This window comes from Streptomyces sp. NPDC006529 (assembly GCF_040611795.1).
Classification (GTDB): Bacteria; Actinomycetota; Actinomycetes; order Streptomycetales; family Streptomycetaceae; genus Streptomyces.
The window spans coordinates 1-16476 of record NZ_JBEXPB010000082.1; the positions used below are offsets into that span (position 1 = coordinate 1).

A 16476-nucleotide genomic window follows, 5' to 3' on the forward strand; every position below is an offset into this window, starting at 1 on the left:
GGTGACCTCAAGATCACCGACCCCGGCCCGCAGACCTGCACGTTCGCCCGGTCCTGCACGATCCGGCTGACCGCCACCGGCGGCCGCGCCCCGCTCCGCTGGAGCGCCACCGGCCTCCCCTTCGGCCTCACCCTCGACCCCACCACCGGACGCATCACCGGAACCCCCTGGAGCACCGGCACCACACGGATCACCATCACCGCCACCGACACCACCCCCACCAGCGCCACCACCACCTTCCCCCTCACCACCACCTGGTTCTGAGGCAGGTGTACCGGTCCCGGGGGGCGCGGCCCGCCGCGGGCCCCCGGGACCGGCTTCAGCGGCCGAGGTGGAGCCGGGTGTGGTACCAGCCCGCGCTCTCCCGTCCCGCCGGGTCCTCGCCGAGCGCGGTGACCCTCTCGACCGCGCGCCGCTGCTCCTCCTCGTCCGTGAACCGGCGCTGCGGGTAGGTCTGCGCGCTCCGCTCGACGGTCAGCCCGTACGACTCCAGGCAGGCGACGACGCCGCGGAAGTCACAGGTGCGCAGCACGAAGGCGGCGACCGGTACGGGACGGCCCACGGCGGAGAGCAGCCGGCCGAAGGTCCGCTCGGTGAGGAAGGCGGCCCCGCCCGTGACCGTGATCAGACCGGTTCCGGCGGCGGCCCGGCGCAGTTCCTCGTCCGGTTCGCCGGTCTCCAGATTCTCGCAGTAGCCCTCGTCGAGGAGTCCCACGGCGAGCGCGTACGTCACCGCGGGCCGAGACACGTCGACGCCGATGGACCCGACGGCCTCGGGCAGCCGCCGGGACGCGTAGAACTCCCGGTCCCATTCGATGAGTTCGGGGGTGCTCAGCTCGACGGCCTTGGCGCAGGTGTAGCGCTGGTACAGCTCGTCGAGGGTCACGTCGTGGTTCACCAGGGCCGCGTTGATCCCGTAGGAACAACAGATGTCGAGCATCACCCTTTCGTCGGGGGGCACTTCGGCGAGCAGGTCCCGGAAGACCCGTTGCCCGTGGTGCGGTGCCTGATAGCCGTACGGTCCCAGCTGGGCGAAGTACCCGCGGGGGTCCGGCAGTCCGTAGACCTCGTCGAAGCTGGTCATGTCCGATGCAGTCATGGGCGCAGGTCTACCGGCGTACGCCGGGCGCGGAAAGACGGCCGTTCCGGCCATTCACCCGGCGCGCGAAATCGACAGGCATCCTTGTCAGTCTGCCTGTCGATCCCCTACGCTCCCGGCATGTCCGACGATCAGCGCGAGCTGCGGGAGACCGCCGAGGACCTTCAGCTCGCGGTCCGCATGGTGGTGCGCCAGATGCGCGTCGCGGCTTCCGGCGGCCTGTCCCTGTCGCAGGTGGCGGCGCTCAAGCAGCTGGAGCAGCACGGCCCCGCGACCGCGGCCGAACTGGCCCGGGCGGAGCGGATCCGGCCGCAGTCGATGATCGCCACGGTGAACGCCCTGCGCGCGGCCGGATACGTCGAGCGCAGCGCCGACCCGACCGACGGGCGCCGACAGATCATCACGCTGACCGAGAGCGGCCGCGCCACCGTCCACGAGCGCCGGGAAGCCGGTTACGGACGGCTCGCCGAACTGCTGGCCGACCGCCTCACCGGGGCCGAGCGGACGACCCTGCGCGAGGCGATCCGCCTGCTCAAGCGCCTCGCCGACGGCTGATCCGGCCGACCGGCCGGCCCCCGGGCCCAGCCCCGCCCCGCCCCACGAGAAGGAACCGAGACCCTCATGAGCGACCTGCACCTCGACGCGCACACCGCCCTCGTCCTGATCGACCTCCAGCAGGGCATCCTGGCCCTGCCCACCGCCCGCCCGGCGGACGACGTCCTGGAGAAGGCCGCCGCACTCGCCCGGGCCTTCCGCGCCGAGCGGCTGCCGGTGGTCCTCGTCAACGTCGCCTGGTCCCCCGACGGCGGTGACCTGCCGGTCGCCGACACCGATCTGCCCGGCCCGTCCGCCGCGCCGCCCGCCGCGTTCAGCGAGATCTCCCCCGCGCTGGCCGCCGAGGGGGACATCCGCATCACCAAGCGCCACTGGGGCGCCTTCACCGGCACCGAGCTGGACCTCCAGCTGCGCCGCCGCGGGATCGACCGGATCGTCCTGGCGGGCATCTCGACGAGCATCGGCGTGGAGTCCACCGCCCGGGCGGCCTGGGAGAACAGCTACGGCCTGGTCTTCGCGGAGGACGCCACGACCGACCTGGACGCGCAGTCGCACGCGCACTCCTTCGGCAAGATCTTCCCGCGCCTGGGCCGGGTCAGCTCCACCGCCGCCATCATCGAGGCCCTCGGCGCCCGGGGCGGGGCCGGCGGGCCCGCGGGATCCTGAACCGCCGGGGCCCCGGGGCGCGCTCGCGCCCGTACGGCCGCCCCTGAGCGCCCCTGCCGATCAGCGGGTCAGCGGCCGTCGAGGCGCAGTTCGCGCTCCGGGCCCAGCGGGGCGAAGGACCGCTCCACGTCCGCCCCGGAGACCCCGGCGAGATCGGCCGGGAACCATCGGGGGGTGCGGTCCTTGTCGATGACCTGGGCCCGGATGCCCTCCACCAGGTCGGGCCAGGACAGTGCGGCGCAGGAGACGCGGAACTCCTGGGCCAGCACCCGCTCCAGCGAGCCGAGGGCGCGGGCGCGGCGGACGGCCGCCAGGGCGACCTTGACCGCGGTCGGGGACTTGGACAGGATCGTTTCGGCGCTCTGCTTGGCCGCCTGGTCGCCGTGCCGGGAGAGCCGCTCGACGATCGCCTCGGCCGTGTCGGCGGCGTAGCAGTGGTCGATCCATTCGCGCTGACCGGCCAGTTCGCCCTCCGGGGCGCCTCCGGCGTACCGGGGCAGTACGTCGCTCACGGGCGCGGTGGCCAGGTCGGCGGCCAGGTCCGCCAGCCGGTCCGCGGGGACGAAGTGGTCGGCGAGCCCGCACAGCAGCGCGTCGGCGGCGCCGACCGCCGCGCCGGTGAGCGCGAGGTGGGTGCCCAGTTCGCCGGGGGCCCGGGCCAGCAGGTGGGTGCCGCCCACGTCCGGGACGAAGCCGATGCCGGTCTCGGGCATGGCCACGCGCGAGCGCTCGGTGACGATCCGGACGCTGCCGTGCGCGGAGACCCCGACGCCGCCGCCCATGACGATGCCGTCCATCAGGGCGACGTACGGCTTGGGGTAGCGGGCGATCCGCGCGTTCAGCCGGTACTCGTCGCGCCAGAAGTCCGCCGAGGCCGTGCCGCCCGCGCGGGCGTCCGCGTGGATCGCCCGGATGTCGCCGCCCGCGCACAGCCCCCGCTCCCCGGCGCCGGCGAGGAGGACCTGGGCGATGTCCGGGTCGTGCTCCCAGGCGGTGAGCGCCTCGGCGATGCGCAGCACCATGGGGCGGGTGAGGGAGTTGAGGGCCCCGGGGCGGTTGAGGGTGATCCGGCCGGTGCGGCCCTCGGTGGTCACCAGGACCGTGTCGGCCTCGTCGCTCATGGGTGTTCCTTCCCGGCATGGTCCGAACGGGCGGCGGACGGCGCCGCCGCCACCGCCATTGTGGTCGACCGGGCCCGCCGCCGACGCGGTGGGCCCGGGCCGGGGTTCGCGTCAGTGCCCGTGGAAGTACACCGAGCGCACCTTGAGGTGCTCGGTGGCGGGCTTGCCGTGGGCGCGCAGGGTCCATTCCGGGCCCGCGCAGTCCGCTCCCTCGTAGACCGTCACCCGCTCGTCGGTGGCGTTGTGGGGCGTGTGGCCCGGGCTGGACCAGTCGCTGCCCACGCGGGGCAGGTTGACGCACTCCTCGCTGCGCGGGTCGTGCAGGGTGACGGTCAGCACCTGGTCCTTCTCGTCGGTGAAGGTGTAGCTGAAGTCGCCGGTCGCGGCGAAGGCGGAGCCGGGGACGGCGAGGGCGAGCACCAGCCCGGTCAGGCCCGCGGTGACGGCACTGCGAAGCTTCACGAAGGTCTCCTCAAGATCGGCGAGGGGGGCGGAAGGGACGCTATGCCGACGCTCCGGAAGCGAATCGGTTCTCCCTGGGCCGACCGGCCCGCCTTCCACCGGGACGAGTGAAACCGGCGCCCCGCGGCGGGTGGCACCTCGCCTCACGGCGCGTCAGCTGGTACCTCGGCCGAGCGGGCGCACGGCCACCAGCGCACCCCGGGAGACCAATCGGCATGGTACGAGGATGAGTTGGTCGCGGGGATGCTCATCCGCACGGCGGAGACGGTCCGACCCTTCCGGATGATCCGCCCGCCCGGTGCGTGCACCAGGGTGAAGGGGACCGGCCGAAGGTCCTCCCGGTCCCGTCACCCGCCCCTTCCGGTCCCGTCCGCCCGGCCGTTCCGGCCGCTCGGACACGTCGACCGCTCCCGCCGAAAGGAACGGCTCCCCCGTGCGCACGAAACGCTTCGCGCCCCTGCTCGCCGCCGCCGGACTCCTCGCCACCGCCGTCCCGCTGCTCTCCGCGACCGGGGCCACCGCCGCGCCCCCGGCCGCACCCGGTTCCGACTACCGCCCCGAGCGGCCCGCGTGGCACCGCTGCGCCGCCGACCGCCCGGCGGCGTACGAGTGCGCGACGATCCGGGTTCCGCTGGACTACCAGCGCCCCCGGGGCCCGCTGCTCGACCTCGCCGTCTCCCGGATCAGGAGCGGGAATCCGGCCGCGCGGCACGGCGTGCTGCTGCTCAACCCGGGCGGACCGGGCGATCCCGGACTCGACCTGCCGCTGCAGGCCGCCGACGTGCTGCCGCCGCAGGTGCGGGACCAGTACGACCTCATCGGCTTCGATCCGCGCGGCGTGGGCGCGAGCAGCCCGGTCAGCTGCGGGCTGAGCGCTGCCGAGCAGACGGTCAACCGGCCCTACCACGCCGAAACGTTCGCCTCCGACGTGGTGTGGGCCCGCACGGTGGCCGACAAGTGCCGGGAGAAGGCGGGGGCGGTCCTCCCGTACCTCACCACCCGCAACACCGCCCGCGACATGGACGCGATCCGCTCGGCCCTGGACGAGCGCCGGATCTCCTACCTCGGCTACTCGTACGGGACCTATCTCGGCGCGGTGTACACGCAGTTGTTCCCGGCCCGCACCGACCGCGTGGTCCTGGACAGCGGCGTGGACCCGCGGCACGTGTGGCGCGGCGCGCTGCGGTCGTGGGCGACCGAGGCGGAACCCGCCTTCGCCCGCTGGACCCGGTGGACCGCGGAACGCGACGCCGACTACCACCTCGGCGCCACGCCGGACGCGGTGTCGGCCGCGTTCTGGGCCCTGGTGGCCCGGGCCGACCGCGAACCCGTCGAGTTCCAGGGCGAGAAGCTGACGGGCGACTCGGTCCGCGAGCTGCGCCCGCTGTTCTTCTCCCCCGCCCGGGCAGCGCCGTTGGTCGCGGCGGTCAGGGCGGCGGCCGACGGCACGCCCCCGCCCGCGTCCGTCCCGTCCCTGCGGACGGCGCTCGGCGCGGCGCGCGCCGCGTCCGGCGAACCGGCCGCCGACAACAGCCTGGCCGTCTTCTGGTCGGTGGTGTGCGGGGACGCGGACGACTGGCCCCGCGATCCCGAGCGGTACCGGCTCGACGCGGTCCGGGACAAGGCCGCCTACCCGCTGTACGGGGACTTCGCGGCGAACATCAAGCCGTGCGCCTTCTGGCAGCGGCCGCTGGAGCCGGCGACGCAGATGCGGACCCCGGCGAACGTGCTGACCGTGCAGAACGAATGGGATCCGCAGACGCCCCTGTCCAGCGGACAGGGGCTGCACCGGGCACTGCGGGGTTCGCGGATGGTGCTGGCGCTGGGCGGGGAGGGTCACGTGGTGTACCTGGCCGATCCCGGCTCGTGCGTGACCGCGACCGTGACCGGCTACCTGGCGACGGGCCGGCTGCCGGCGCGCGACGTCAGCTGCCGGGCCACCGCGCCCGCTCCGGACGCGCGGCGGGCCGCTCCGCTCCCCGCTCCGGCCACCCCGGACCGCTTCTGACGCTTCGGACCGCTTCGGACCGGGAGGGCGCGGAACCCGTCACGCGGCGGGGGTCAGGGGGTGCCGGATCCACACGTTGGGCTCGACGTAGACCGCGTAGCCGTGGGAGGCGTCGCAGTGCAGCGGGACCAGGGCGCCGGGCACCTCCACCGCGCCGTCCCGGTCCAGGGGCAGGCCGGTCCACTCGCGCCACTGGTCGAGGGAGCCGCTGACCGTCGTCGACGCGGGGGCGATCCGCTCGATGGCGCCGCCCGCCCTCACGTGGACGCGCAGCCACGGGTCGGCGGGCAGGCCGTCCTCGCGCAGCAGGCGGACGTACTCGGCCATCGGCAGGTGCGGCCGCAGGTGCTTGGCCGTGGGGCGGACCGGGGCGAGGAGGTCGCGATGGCCCCGCGCCGCGGCGGCGCCGCGCAGGGCGGAGAGCATCCGGTACGAGAGGCCGCGGCCGAGGTACTCCCGGTCCACGGTGATCTCCAGCGCGCTGGCGGCGGTCACCGCGGCCCCGGAGCGCCGGTCCCGCAGCGCCCAGCCCAGCACCCGGTCCCAGCCCTGGTCCGGCATCTCCTCGCGGCCGTCCGAGGCGGCGTCGAAGGGCACGGCGAAGCCGCGGGCCACGACGCGGTCGCCGTCGGTGGCCACGACGCAGTACTGCGGGAACGCGTGCGGCACCCGGCCGAGGAGGGCTCCGGCGACCGGCTCGTGCGGGATGAAGGCCGGCCAGTGGTCCGCCATCTCGTAGAGGCGCCCGGTCAGTTCGGGGCGCTCGGCCAGGGTGCTGATGGAGAGGTCGTCATGGTTCACGCCGCACCACGTTGCCACCGCGTCCGCCCTCCTGGCCAGCGGTTTTGGAACCGAGGAGGGGACCAGCCCCCCGGGCTGGTCCCCTCCTTGTGCACGGGCTCCGCCCGCCGTTCAGCCGTTACGGACTTCAGCAGCCGCTGAAGTGGATGCGGCAGGCGGTGATGAGCGCGGCGGCGTGCTCCTCGCCCGGGTTCTCGGTGGCCAGGTCGGCGGGGAGGACCTGCAGGGCGTCGATGTCGAACTCCATCATGACGGACTCCTTCTGTTGGGGAGGTGTACCGGTCCGTACGGACCGTCTACCGGTGGCCGGCGGCCACCGGAAGTTCAGGGGTGGGCGCCCGCGCCCTCGGGCAGCCAGGCGCGCGGGCCGCCGGAGCGCATCCGCAGCAGGAGCGAGAGGCTCCCCGCCAGGCCGGTGGCGTACTCGGCGAGCACGCCCTTGCGGTCGTCGTCAGGCACCAGCAGCCGGCCGTTCCGCAGGACCGCCTGCGCCGCCATGTGCTCGACCAGCAGCTCCGCGGCCGCCCGGTGGCCGTCGTCGCCCGTGAGCTCGGCGGCGTCGAGCAGGAACTCGGCGTTGCCGGCCAGCCCGTGGCACGCGGCGGGCGAGTCGCCGGAGCGTCCGGCCCGCACCGCGAGGGCCGCGCCCTCCACGAGCGCGCGGGTGACGTCGTCGGTCCCGCCGGTCGCGGCCCACAGGCGGACCAGGAAGGTGCCGGCCCCGGAGGAGCCGTTGCACCAGTGCCGGGCGAGGTCGGGCGAGTCCGCCAGGTGCCGGGCCCGGTCGACGGGCCACAGCGTGCCCGCCGGGCCGCGGCGGGCGGCGGTGGCCAGCGTGGTGCCCGCCTCGACGGCCGCCTTCAGATAGCGCTTCTCGCCGGTGGCTCCGGCGGCGAGCAGCAGGAAGGTGCCGACTCCCGCGACGCCGTGGGCGAAGCCGTAGTGCCAGGCCCCCGCCAGCCCGGAGTCGAAGTCCTCGGGCACCGGCCAGAAGACCCCCTCGGGGGTGTGCCGGGCGGTCGCGAGCAGCCCCTCGGCGACCTGGACGGCCCGTTCCAGGAAGCGCGGATCGCCGGTGGTGCGCCAGAAGTGCAGCTGGGCGAGGCCGGATCCGGCGGCGCCGTGCGTCACGTCGGGGTTGGGCCACTGCACGGGCAGCGTCAGCGCGAGCGCGGTGGCCCGCCCCGCCAGGGCGGGGTCGTCCAGCGCCCCGGCGGCGTCGAGGAGCGCCCAGGCGGTGCCGGAGCGGCCGAAGTGCAGGCCGGGCAGGGTCCAGGGCAGGGCCTCCTGCCGGTCCGCCGTCCACAGCGCGGCCGTGCGCAGCCCCTCGCGCAGGGCCTCCCGGGTGGGCGTTCCCGGGCCGCCCGGTGCCTCGCCCTGGTGGTCGTCCCAGCTCGTCAGGGCCCGTGCGAGGACGGCCACCCCGCCCGCCGAGCCGTGCTGGACGGCCACCGGGTCGCAGGTCCGGCCGAAGGTGTCGGAGGGCCAGAGCCGCTCGGCGTCCTGCGCCCCCATGGTGCCCAGGAGGTGCGCGACGCCGTCGCGCACCAGGCGGGCGCGGACGTCGGCGGCGCGGTCCGGTCCGCTCGCGGTGGGCCGCCCGGTGGCCGGGGTGGCCGTGCGCGGGGCGGGCCGGTCCCCGTCGAGGAACCGCCGTACCTCCTCCAGGGTCCAGCGGTCCGCGGGCTCGTCCCGCATCAGCCCGAGGATCATCGGGGTGAAGCGGCGCAGCGGCTCCTCGTCCCGGGCGAGCAGGTCGACGAGGGGGGCGAGGCGGTCCTCGTCCGGCCGGGCGTCCGCCGCGGGCCGGTCCCGGGCGAACAGCGGGTCGGCGCCGCTCAGCGCGTGCAGGACGGTGGCGCCCAGGGCGTACAGGTCGACGGCGGGGCCCATCGCGGGGGCCACCTGGGGGGCGGCCCGCAGTTCCGGGGCGGTGTAGCCGGGGGTGGACCCGAGCATCCAGCGCTCGCCCTCCGGGGCCGCCATCTCCAGGTCGATCAGCAGGAGCCGGCCGTCCGGGGTGACCATGACGTTGTTCGGGTTGAAGTCGTGCAGGGTGACGCCCAGGTGGTGGGCGGCGCCGACCAGTTCGGTGAGCCGGCGGACCAGGGCGTCGGCGGTGGCGCCGTCGGGGCAGGCGGCGCCGGTGCGGACCAGCCGTTCGGCGACCGTACGGCGCAAGGTGGCGCCGGGGACGGCCCGCACCGCCAGGAACACGCTGCCCTGCTGCTCGAACACCTCGGCCGGCCGGGGCACCAGCTCCGGGAAGGCCTTGCCGATGCGCTCCAGCAGGGTCGCCTCCCGGCGCAGCAGGTCCCGTACGTCCAGCCCCTCCAGGCCGGCGGCCACATGGGGCCGGGCCTGCTTGACGACGACCTGGGCGCCGGTCTCGGTGTCCTCGGCGCGGAACACACCGCCCTTGTTGGAGTGCTGGATCGCGCCGCGCACCAGGTAGCGGCCGCCCAGCAGGACCGGTTTGGCCGTGGCGGTGCTGCGGACCGGGGCCGCCGCGCGCTCGGGGAACGGGTCGTCCGCCCAGGCGGGCGGGCTGAACCAGGCGTTGCGCTCGTCGGCGACGCGGCGCCCCTCGGGGTCGGTCAGCAGGGTGGCGAAGCAGCCGTCGGCGGTCAGTTCCGGGTCGCCCGCGAACACGCCGAAGCGGTAGGAGACCTGGCTGTCCGGCAGGTAGCGGCGGTCGGAGAGCACCGCGGGCCCGGGCAGTCCCAGCGTGGCGCGGTGGAGTTCCTCGGCGAGCTGCCGGAACTGGTCGTCGTCCGAGGGGTAGACGGTGATGAACTTGCCGCCGCCGCCCCGCTCGAAGCGTCCCGAGACCAGGGCCGCCACCCGGGCCGGGGTCGCGGCGAACTTGAAGGCGGCGCGGCGGGCCACGAGCACCTCGGCGGCGCGGGCCAGCGCCAGCGGCGCGGCGAGCGGCGTGGCCGAGACGTGGAGCTTCCAGCCCTGGGCGCGCCGGACCCGGCCGCCGTCCGGGACCACGTGGCACCAGAACTCGCCCGGCGTCACGGACCAGCCGTGCGCCCCGTCGCCCGTGGCGCCGGTCCCCGCCGGGCCGTTCCCCTGTTCCGCGCGCTCCGCGGAGCGGGCGATGACGGCCCGCACCAGGTCGGGCAGGAGCGCGAGGTCTGCCGGACGCTCGGCCCGCTCGCGGGGCCCGTGTCCGGACCGGGAGGGGGTCTCAGGCGGGGAGGGCACGTTCTTCGGCCTTTCGGTGCGGGGCGGACGGGCGGCGAGGGGGGCGAGTGCGGGGCGGCGGGGCCGCGCCGGGGGCCGTCAGTGCAGCGGGGCGACGTAGTCGTCGCCCCAGCTGGTGTCCAGGGGAACGGCCGCGAGCACCGTCGTCGCCGCGTCGCCCTGTGCCGCGCCGGCCGGTCCGGACCCGCCGGTCGCGGCGAGTGCGGAGACTCCGCACGCCAGCACGACCGTCAGGGCGAGGAAACAGCGGGTGGCTGCGGGCATGGTGCGACTCCTGAATCGGGAGGGGGGCATGTTGCGCGAACGCCCCCGATGAGGGGATTCGCCATGCGGTGTCCGCCTGGAGGGGTTTGTGTGGCCGACACCTCGAATCTCCTCACGCGCCGCCCTCGTGGTCCAGCGCTGTGAGCTGGCAATACCCTGCAGGGTACGGAAGTAGCAGGGCCGCACACTGGGGTAAATACATGGATACCGGGACGCACTTCTCCGAACTGCCACGGCTGGACGCGGCGGCCGTCGCCGTTTTCGAGCACGTCCTGGCCCGGGGAAGTCTGCGGCGGGACCGGCCCGGCCCACCCCCTGACGTCGGATTGAGCGCCGAAGAGGTCGAGCGGGCGTGCCGGACCCTGCTGCTGCTCCGGCTGCTCAGGGAGGTCCCCGGTCGTCCCGGGGAGCTGATGGCGGTGAGTCCCGACGCCGCCGCGGCCGAAGCGGTCGGCCCGCTGGAGGCGCGGCTGGCCCGGACCTCGGCGCACGCCCAGGCCGTCCGGGACGACCTGCACTCCCTGATGCCCCGCTACCGGGCCGCCCGCGAGGAGCAGGGCCGCCGCGAGGGCATCGACTCGCTGCCCGACCTGGCCGCCGTATCGGCCCTGCTCGCCGAAGAGTCGGCGCGGTGCCGGGAGGAGGTCTTCACCATCCAGCCCGGCGGCGGCCGGCCGGCGCATCGCCTGGGCGACGCCATCGAGCGGGACCTGGCCATGCGCGGCCGGGGGGTGCAGATGCGCACGCTGTACCAGCACTCGGCCCGTTCCAACCTCGCCACGCAGGGGTACGTCGAGACCCTGACCGCGGCCGGGGCCGAGTACCGCACGGCGGCCGAACTCCCGGACCGGGCCGTGGTGTTCGACCGGCGCGTGGCCTTCCTGCCACGGCGCGCGGACGGCGGCACCGGCGAGGGAGCCGTCCTCGTACGGGACCCCGACGTGGTGGCGTACCTGTGCCGGGTCTTCGAGCAGCACTGGTCCGCGGCGGACCCCTTCCTCGGCAGCAGCGGCGCCGCCTACAAGGAGGTCGGCGACAGTCTGCGGCGAGCCCTGGTGCGGCTGCTGGCCGAGGGCGCGAAGGACGAGGTGATCGCCCGCCGCATGGGCATGTCCCTGCGCACCTGCCGCCGCCACATCGCGGAACTCCTGGAGGAACTGGGCGCCGAGAGCCGCTTCCAGGGCGGCGCGCTGGCCGAACGCGCCGGGCTGGCGGCCCCGGACGCGCCGGGACCGGACGCCGCGGGACCGGACGGGGGCGCTTGCGGCTGAGGCCCGTCTCCTCCGGCGGGGGTCACTTCACCGACAGGACGATCCGCACGAGGTACGGCAGCACCTCGCTCACCGGCGCCTCGTGGTCCAGCAGCACCGCGACCGGGTCGTGGCCCTGGGAGCGCAGGGCGTCCAGCGGGTGGGACCACTGGGCGCGGGGCAGGGGCCGGGGAGGGTCGCACTCCAGCTCCCGGCCTATGGCGGGGACCGCGGGCGGGACGGGACGGCCGCTCGCGCGAGCACGCCGACGGGCCAGGGCGCGCTCCGCGGCGGTACGGGCCGCCTCGGCCAGGGTCGCGCCCGTCGCGATGGCCGTGTCCGTCTCCCCCGCGCCGGGCGCACGGCCCCCGGGCGAGGGGGCCCCGTCCGTGCGCGGGGCGAGCGCGACGGCGCAGGCGGGCAGGGAGAGCAGCCCGGTCAGGTCGTGCGCGACGGGCTCGCCCTCGGTGTACAGGGCCCACAGCAGCGCGTCGGGGACGGCGAGACCCTCCCCCGCGAGGTCCAGTCGGGGCACACGGGTTCCGGACGTGCCGAGGCAGCGGGCGAGGAGGGCCTCGCAGTGCTGGGCGAGACCCGTTTCGAGGGCGCCGACCCAGGTGAGGCCCGCCGCGATGCCCACCGGGGAGGCGGACGCGGGGACGGGAACCCTGCGCAGCGCCCCCGTGGCCAGTTCGAGGCCCCAGGACGCGGGCGTCGCGGGTACGGGCGTCGCGGCTACGGGCTCCACGGGCGCGGGATCCACGGCCGCCGGGCGTCTCGCGGCCCGGGCCGCCAGTTCCGTGAGCGCCGTCTCGACGTCCGAGGTGGCGTCGACCGCGCCGGGCAGCAGGCGGGCCGCCCGCTCCAGCACCGCACGCGCGCCGAGCGCCGGGCCGCCGGCCCGGGACAGGAACGCGGCCCGGGCCTCGGCTTCGGTCGAGACCGCGGGCCACGCGGCGGTCGAGGCCGCGGTCGGTTCTTCGGTGCTCATCTTCGGTCGTCCCTCTCCGCGGGCTGCTGCATCGCCCCATGGAAGCGAGGGAGGATATGCACCGGATAGACGCACGATCTCGGCGTCCGCTCAGTGGGCGGACAGCACTAGGCGGCGGGCGTCATTGCGGTAGCCCACGCGCTCGAAGGCCGCGGCCATCGGCGTGTTGCTCAGGTCCGTGTCGGCGCGGACCTTCTCCGGGTCCGTCTCGGCGACCAGGATCCGGGTGATCTCCGCGAGAATCTCCTGCCCGTATCCGCGGCCACGGTGGCCGGGGAGCACGCCCAGGTAACCGACCACGGGGAAGGCGTTGTTGCGGGAGGGGAGACCGAAGCCGACGGGCTCGCCGCCGGGGGTCCGCGCGACCCGCCACCAGGACCGGTCCCCGGGCATGGTGTCGCGGTAGAAGGCGACGTCCCCACGGGCCTGTGCTTCGGCGCCGATGCTCTCGGCCTCCTTGCGGGAAGCCGTGTCGAGCGTGTCCGTCAGGACCCGGCGGAACAGGTCGACGAAGACCTCGTCGTCGGGTTCGGCGGTGAAGAGCAGCCGTCCGGTGGGCTCGGGGAGCGGGGTGCGCGGCGTCCACTCGTAGCGCAGCCGCTCCAGGACGACCGGGAGCCCCGCGCGCCGGGCCGCCTCCCGGCGCCATGCCACGGCCTTGGCGGTGTCGGGCCGCTCGCGCCAGTCGCCGGGAAGGGAGAGGTGGTATTCGGGCGCTGCGCTCGCACCGGCTCCGGCGTAGGCGGCGTGCGCGGCGGCGAGCAACTCGGCTGCCAGGTCCGTACGTTTGCCGGCGGAGCGGACCGATGCGGCGACGAAGACGCCGTCGAGGGCGCCGGGCAGGCCCTCGTGGGGGTCGCCCCACCAGACGGCGAGGGCGAGCGGCGCGCCCCCGGGGGTGTCTTCGGCGAGCCAGGTCCAGTCGGGGCGGTACTCCCCGGCGGCGAGGCGGGCCGTGTACGTGTCGGCCGTCATCCCGCCGGCCGCGTCGGTGACGATGAGCGGGAGGATGCGGTCGAGGTCGGACGTGGTGGCGGGGCGGAAGATCACAGTGACTCCGGATCGGTGGAGGGCGGCGCGGCCTGATCGGGGCGGGGCCGGTCGGGCTGGGGCCGGTCGGTGCGGGTCGGGCGGGGCCGGTGGATCGGTCGGTCACCCCGAGGGTAGGCGGGCCGCGTTCTCGCGTTCGGCGGGTGACGGGCTCCCGCTCCGTGGCGGGCCTTCGGTCGGAGGCGGGTCCTGCGCGGCCGGTGCGGGCAAGGGGGTGATGGTGTGGTGGCGACCGGCCAGGGCGGTGACGGCCAGGAGCAGGCCCGTACAGCAGAGGAGCAGCGCGCTGCCCCGGTCGCGGGTCGTGCCGAAGAGGCGGCCGAGGGTGGCGCCGAGGGGACCGCCCGGCTCCACCAGCGGGCCGAAGACCTGTGAGGCGAGCGGTCCGGCCAGCAGGTACCCGAGCAGGATGCCGCCCTGGGTCAGCATGCGGCGCAGGGCGAAGACCCGGCCCTGGGCCTCGGCGGCGACCGCGGACTGCCAGAGCACCTGGGCGCAGCTGCTGACCACCGGAAGGCCGAGGAAGAAGACGAAGGCGGCCGCGGCCAGCGGGACGGGGCGCGGAAAGAATCCGGCTTGCAGGACCGCGACCCCGCTGAGGACGGTGGCCGCCGTGACCCAGGGCAGGGGGCGTCTCGGGGTGCCCCGGACGGACATGGCGATGCTGCCGATGGCGAGGCCGAGGCCGCCCGCGGTGCTGACCATGGCCACGGCGGCGTTCTGGTCCGCCGCCGGGGTGGCGGCCAGGACCAGCGGCAGCAGCAGGGCGGTGGCGGTGGCCTCGGCCGCGTTGAGGACGGTGACGAGGCGGAGCAGGTGTTTCAGGCCGGGCTGATGGGTGAGGAGCCTTCGCCCTTCGGTCAACTCGGCCCACCAGCCCGTGCGGTGGCGGACACCGTCGCTGCGTTCCGGGTGCCGGGTCGGCTCCGGGAACCGGGCGAGCAGGAGGGTGAGCAGACCCAGCGCGAAGGAGACGACGTCGACCACCAGGACGGCCCGCAGGCCACCCGCGCCGAGCAGGACGGCGGCGAGCATCGGGCCCAGCAACTGGGCGCCGGCCAGGGCCGTCTGGGTCATCGCACTGGCTCGGCCGCGCTGCTCGGGCGGGACCATGCCGGTGACGGCGGCGGAGAGCGCGGGCCACTGGAAGGCGGCGCAGCAGGATTCGACGACGATGACCGCGTAGACCTGCCAGACGGCCAGGTGGCCGGTGGCCTGGGAAGCGGCCAGGGCGACGGCCCCGAGCATGGCCCCCGCGTCCGCGCAGAGGAGCACGACGCGGCGCCGGTGGCGGTCGACGAGGACCCCGGCGAAGGGGGCGGCGAGCATGCCGGGGGCGAAGGCGAGTAGGAGGCCGGTGGCGAACTGGGTTACCGAGCCGGTCTGTTGGTAGATCCACAGGCCCAGGGCGAAGCCGGAGATGCTGGAGCCGAGGGCGGTGACGAGGCGGCCGGCCCAGACGAGCATGAAGGTGGTCATGGCCGGCCCGCCGGGGCCGCCGGGGGCGGCGACGGGGACGGGGACGGGGGCAAAGGCATGATCGGGGCTCCGTTTCGGGGGCTGCGAGGGGGGGCTTGCGCCGGTGCGAGGCCGGGACCCCTGGGGGGCGGGGGCCGCGGGCGGGTATCCCGCCGTGAGCCCTCCGGGGGCGCCTCAAACGCCGGCGGGGCTGGATTTGGGAGCGCTGGGACGTCGGCTGCCGGACGCGTGTGGGGGCGCTCGGTGGTGCCCCCGGGACGCACCGGACGGATGGATTTGTGAGCGCTGGGACGGCGGCTGCCGGACGCATGTGGGAGCGCTCGGGTGGTGGCCGCGGGATACACCGGCCCGGTGGATGTGGGAGCGCTGGGACGTCGGCTGCCAGGCGCGTGTGGGGGCGCTGGGGTTGTGGTACCCGGGGCGGGGGGGTGCCCCGTCCCGGGGGGGGGTCAGTTCAGGTGCGTTGCGAGGATGGGGGCGATCTGGGACAGGGCCTCCGGGGTGGTGAAGTGGCTGTGGGGGATGTCCAGGGGGTGGTTGTCCACCGGGCCGTCCACGTGCGGGGCCCACAGCTCGGCCAGCGGGATGCCGTCGGCGCCCCGGCCCGGCAGGGCCTCGAAGAAGAGCACGGGCCCGCGGTAGCGGCCCGGTTCCTCGCCCTGGGCCAGCGCGATGTTGTTGCCGGTCACCTTCACCAGGCGCCCCAGCGCGTCCGGGTCGAGGCCGCCCAGCACGCTGCCGCGTTCCCGCAGCAGCTCCAGCACCGCCTCGGCGGTGGGGAGTCCGTCGCCCAGGGTCTTCGCACCGTCCGCCGGGGCGTTCGCGGCGAGCGCGGCCAGCTCGTCCACGCCGAGTCCGTCCAGGGCCAGCGAGAGGATCTCCGCCGCGCTGGGCCGCCCGGCGCGCCGGAAGCGTCCGGTCGGGTGCGAGTCGAGCATGGCCAGCAGCGCCACCTCCTCGCCCGACCCCTGGAGTTGCCGGGCCATCTCGTGCGCGACCGTGCCGCCGAAGGACCAGCCGAGCAGGTGGTACGGGCCCGAGGGCTGGACCTCGCGGATCAGCCGCAGGTAGTCGGCCGCCATCTCGGGCACCGAGGCGGGCAGTTCGCCCGCACCGTCGAGGCCGCGGGCCTGCAGGGCGTACAGCGGCCGCTCGCGGTCCAGGTGGCGGACGAGGCCGGAGTAGCACCAGCCGAGGCCGCCACCGGGGTGCACGGCGAACAGCGGTGCGCTCGCGCCGCCGGTGCGCAGCGGGAGCAACTGCCCCAGCCCGTCGGAGGATCCGGTGCCGCCCTCGGCGTTGATCCGCTCGGCGAGCAGGGCCACGGTCGGGGTCTCGAACAGGGCTCGCAGCCCGATCCGGGCGCCCAGCTCCTCCCGGACCCGGGCCGTGAGCCGGGCCGCGAGCAGGGAGTGGCCGCCGAGGTCGAAGAAGCTCTCGTCGATGCCGACGTGGTCGACGGCGAGGGTGGCGGCGAAGAGGCCGCAGAGGGACTCCTCTTGGGGCGTACGGGGTGC

Annotated in this window: 16 protein-coding genes; 5 read left to right on the forward strand and 11 right to left on the reverse strand. The window is 75.6% G+C overall.

The features are described from left to right. A partial coding sequence (locus tag ABZY31_RS30420; RefSeq protein ID WP_356416789.1) for a putative Ig domain-containing protein occupies positions 1-264 on the forward strand: 264 nt, incomplete at its 5' end. 55 nt (positions 265-319) lie between these two features. Here the strand turns inward: ABZY31_RS30420 and ABZY31_RS30425 are convergent. Further along, positions 320-1099, reverse strand: a complete 780-nt coding sequence (locus tag ABZY31_RS30425; RefSeq protein ID WP_356416791.1) for a hypothetical protein — start codon at positions 1097-1099, stop codon at positions 320-322. A gap of 120 nt (positions 1100-1219) precedes the next feature. Here ABZY31_RS30425 and ABZY31_RS30430 point away from each other — a divergent pair, with 120 nt between their 5' ends. Continuing rightward, positions 1220-1654, forward strand: a complete 435-nt coding sequence (locus tag ABZY31_RS30430) for a MarR family transcriptional regulator (RefSeq protein ID WP_356416792.1) — start codon at positions 1220-1222, stop codon at positions 1652-1654. A 66-nt stretch (positions 1655-1720) separates the two neighbouring features. After that, positions 1721-2320 carry a hydrolase gene (locus tag ABZY31_RS30435; RefSeq protein WP_356416794.1) on the forward strand — a complete coding sequence of 200 codons (600 nt, stop codon included), beginning with the start codon at positions 1721-1723 and terminating at the stop codon, positions 2318-2320. A 68-nt stretch (positions 2321-2388) separates the two neighbouring features. Here ABZY31_RS30435 and ABZY31_RS30440 read toward each other — a convergent pair whose 3' ends face one another. Together ABZY31_RS30440 and ABZY31_RS30445 are read right to left on the reverse strand one after the other, a co-directional pair. After that, positions 2389-3441: an enoyl-CoA hydratase/isomerase family protein gene (locus ABZY31_RS30440; protein ID WP_356416796.1), complete on the reverse strand. Its 1053-nt coding sequence runs from the start codon at positions 3439-3441 to the stop codon at positions 2389-2391. Positions 3442-3552: 111 nt separating this feature from the next. After that, positions 3553-3903 carry a hypothetical protein gene (locus ABZY31_RS30445; protein ID WP_356416798.1) on the reverse strand — a complete coding sequence of 117 codons (351 nt, stop codon included), beginning with the start codon at positions 3901-3903 and terminating at the stop codon, positions 3553-3555. Positions 3904-4336: 433 nt separating this feature from the next. Between ABZY31_RS30445 and ABZY31_RS30450 the strand changes: the two genes are divergently transcribed. Continuing rightward, complete coding sequence (locus tag ABZY31_RS30450) at positions 4337-5911, forward strand: alpha/beta hydrolase (RefSeq protein WP_356416799.1); 1575 nt, start codon at positions 4337-4339, stop codon at positions 5909-5911. A gap of 39 nt (positions 5912-5950) precedes the next feature. On the opposite strand, the gene ABZY31_RS30455 is transcribed toward ABZY31_RS30450, so the two are convergent. The 4 genes from ABZY31_RS30455 to ABZY31_RS30470 form a co-directional block, all read right to left on the reverse strand. Then, positions 5951-6643 carry an N-acetyltransferase gene (locus ABZY31_RS30455; RefSeq protein WP_356416816.1) on the reverse strand — a complete coding sequence of 231 codons (693 nt, stop codon included), beginning with the start codon at positions 6641-6643 and terminating at the stop codon, positions 5951-5953. Positions 6644-6839: 196 nt separating this feature from the next. Next, positions 6840-6962, reverse strand: a complete 123-nt coding sequence (locus ABZY31_RS30460) for an ALQxL family class IV lanthipeptide (RefSeq protein ID WP_356416801.1) — start codon at positions 6960-6962, stop codon at positions 6840-6842. A gap of 74 nt (positions 6963-7036) precedes the next feature. After that, complete coding sequence (gene lanL / locus ABZY31_RS30465) at positions 7037-9925, reverse strand: class IV lanthionine synthetase LanL (RefSeq protein WP_356416803.1); 2889 nt, start codon at positions 9923-9925, stop codon at positions 7037-7039. A 78-nt stretch (positions 9926-10003) separates the two neighbouring features. Next, a complete protein-coding gene (locus tag ABZY31_RS30470; protein ID WP_356416805.1) occupies positions 10004-10189 on the reverse strand; it encodes a hypothetical protein in 186 nt (61 codons plus the stop codon). Between the two features lie 200 nt (positions 10190-10389). On the opposite strand from ABZY31_RS30470, the gene ABZY31_RS30475 reads away from it, so the two are divergent. Further along, on the forward strand, positions 10390-11460 hold the full coding sequence (locus ABZY31_RS30475) for a hypothetical protein (protein ID WP_356416807.1): 1071 nt from the start codon (positions 10390-10392) through the stop codon (positions 11458-11460). A gap of 22 nt (positions 11461-11482) precedes the next feature. Here the strand turns inward: ABZY31_RS30475 and ABZY31_RS30480 are convergent, their stop codons facing one another. From ABZY31_RS30480 to ABZY31_RS30495, 4 genes are all read right to left on the reverse strand, one after another. Beyond that, complete coding sequence (locus ABZY31_RS30480; RefSeq protein ID WP_356416809.1) at positions 11483-12430, reverse strand: hypothetical protein; 948 nt, start codon at positions 12428-12430, stop codon at positions 11483-11485. A 90-nt stretch (positions 12431-12520) separates the two neighbouring features. Next, positions 12521-13480, reverse strand: coding sequence for a GNAT family N-acetyltransferase (locus ABZY31_RS30485; RefSeq protein WP_356416811.1), 960 nt, complete (start codon positions 13478-13480; stop codon positions 12521-12523). A 102-nt stretch (positions 13481-13582) separates the two neighbouring features. Further along, positions 13583-14959: an MFS transporter gene (locus ABZY31_RS30490; protein WP_356416813.1), complete on the reverse strand. Its 1377-nt coding sequence runs from the start codon at positions 14957-14959 to the stop codon at positions 13583-13585. Positions 14960-15408: 449 nt separating this feature from the next. Beyond that, positions 15409-16476, reverse strand: a 1068-nt coding sequence (locus ABZY31_RS30495) for an alpha/beta fold hydrolase (RefSeq protein WP_356416814.1), incomplete at its 5' end; no start/stop codon positions are given.

Bases quoted from the DNA above. Each gene is read 5' to 3' on its own strand.
- ABZY31_RS30425 (WP_356416791.1), bottom strand. From the start codon at position 1,099: ATGACTGCATCGGACATGACCAGCTTCGACGAGGTCTACGGACTGCCG.
- ABZY31_RS30430 (WP_356416792.1), top strand. From the start codon at position 1,220: ATGTCCGACGATCAGCGCGAGCTGCGGGAGACCGCCGAGGACCTTCAG.
- ABZY31_RS30435 (WP_356416794.1), top strand. From the start codon at position 1,721: ATGAGCGACCTGCACCTCGACGCGCACACCGCCCTCGTCCTGATCGAC.
- ABZY31_RS30440 (WP_356416796.1), bottom strand. From the start codon at position 3,441: ATGAGCGACGAGGCCGACACGGTCCTGGTGACCACCGAGGGCCGCACC.
- ABZY31_RS30455 (WP_356416816.1), bottom strand. From the start codon at position 6,643: ATGGCGGACCACTGGCCGGCCTTCATCCCGCACGAGCCGGTCGCCGGA.
- ABZY31_RS30460 (WP_356416801.1), bottom strand. From the start codon at position 6,962: ATGATGGAGTTCGACATCGACGCCCTGCAGGTCCTCCCCGCCGACCTG.
- ABZY31_RS30470 (WP_356416805.1), bottom strand. From the start codon at position 10,189: ATGCCCGCAGCCACCCGCTGTTTCCTCGCCCTGACGGTCGTGCTGGCG.
- ABZY31_RS30475 (WP_356416807.1), top strand. From the start codon at position 10,390: ATGGATACCGGGACGCACTTCTCCGAACTGCCACGGCTGGACGCGGCG.
- ABZY31_RS30480 (WP_356416809.1), bottom strand. From the start codon at position 12,430: ATGAGCACCGAAGAACCGACCGCGGCCTCGACCGCCGCGTGGCCCGCG.
- ABZY31_RS30490 (WP_356416813.1), bottom strand. From the start codon at position 14,959: ATGACCACCTTCATGCTCGTCTGGGCCGGCCGCCTCGTCACCGCCCTC.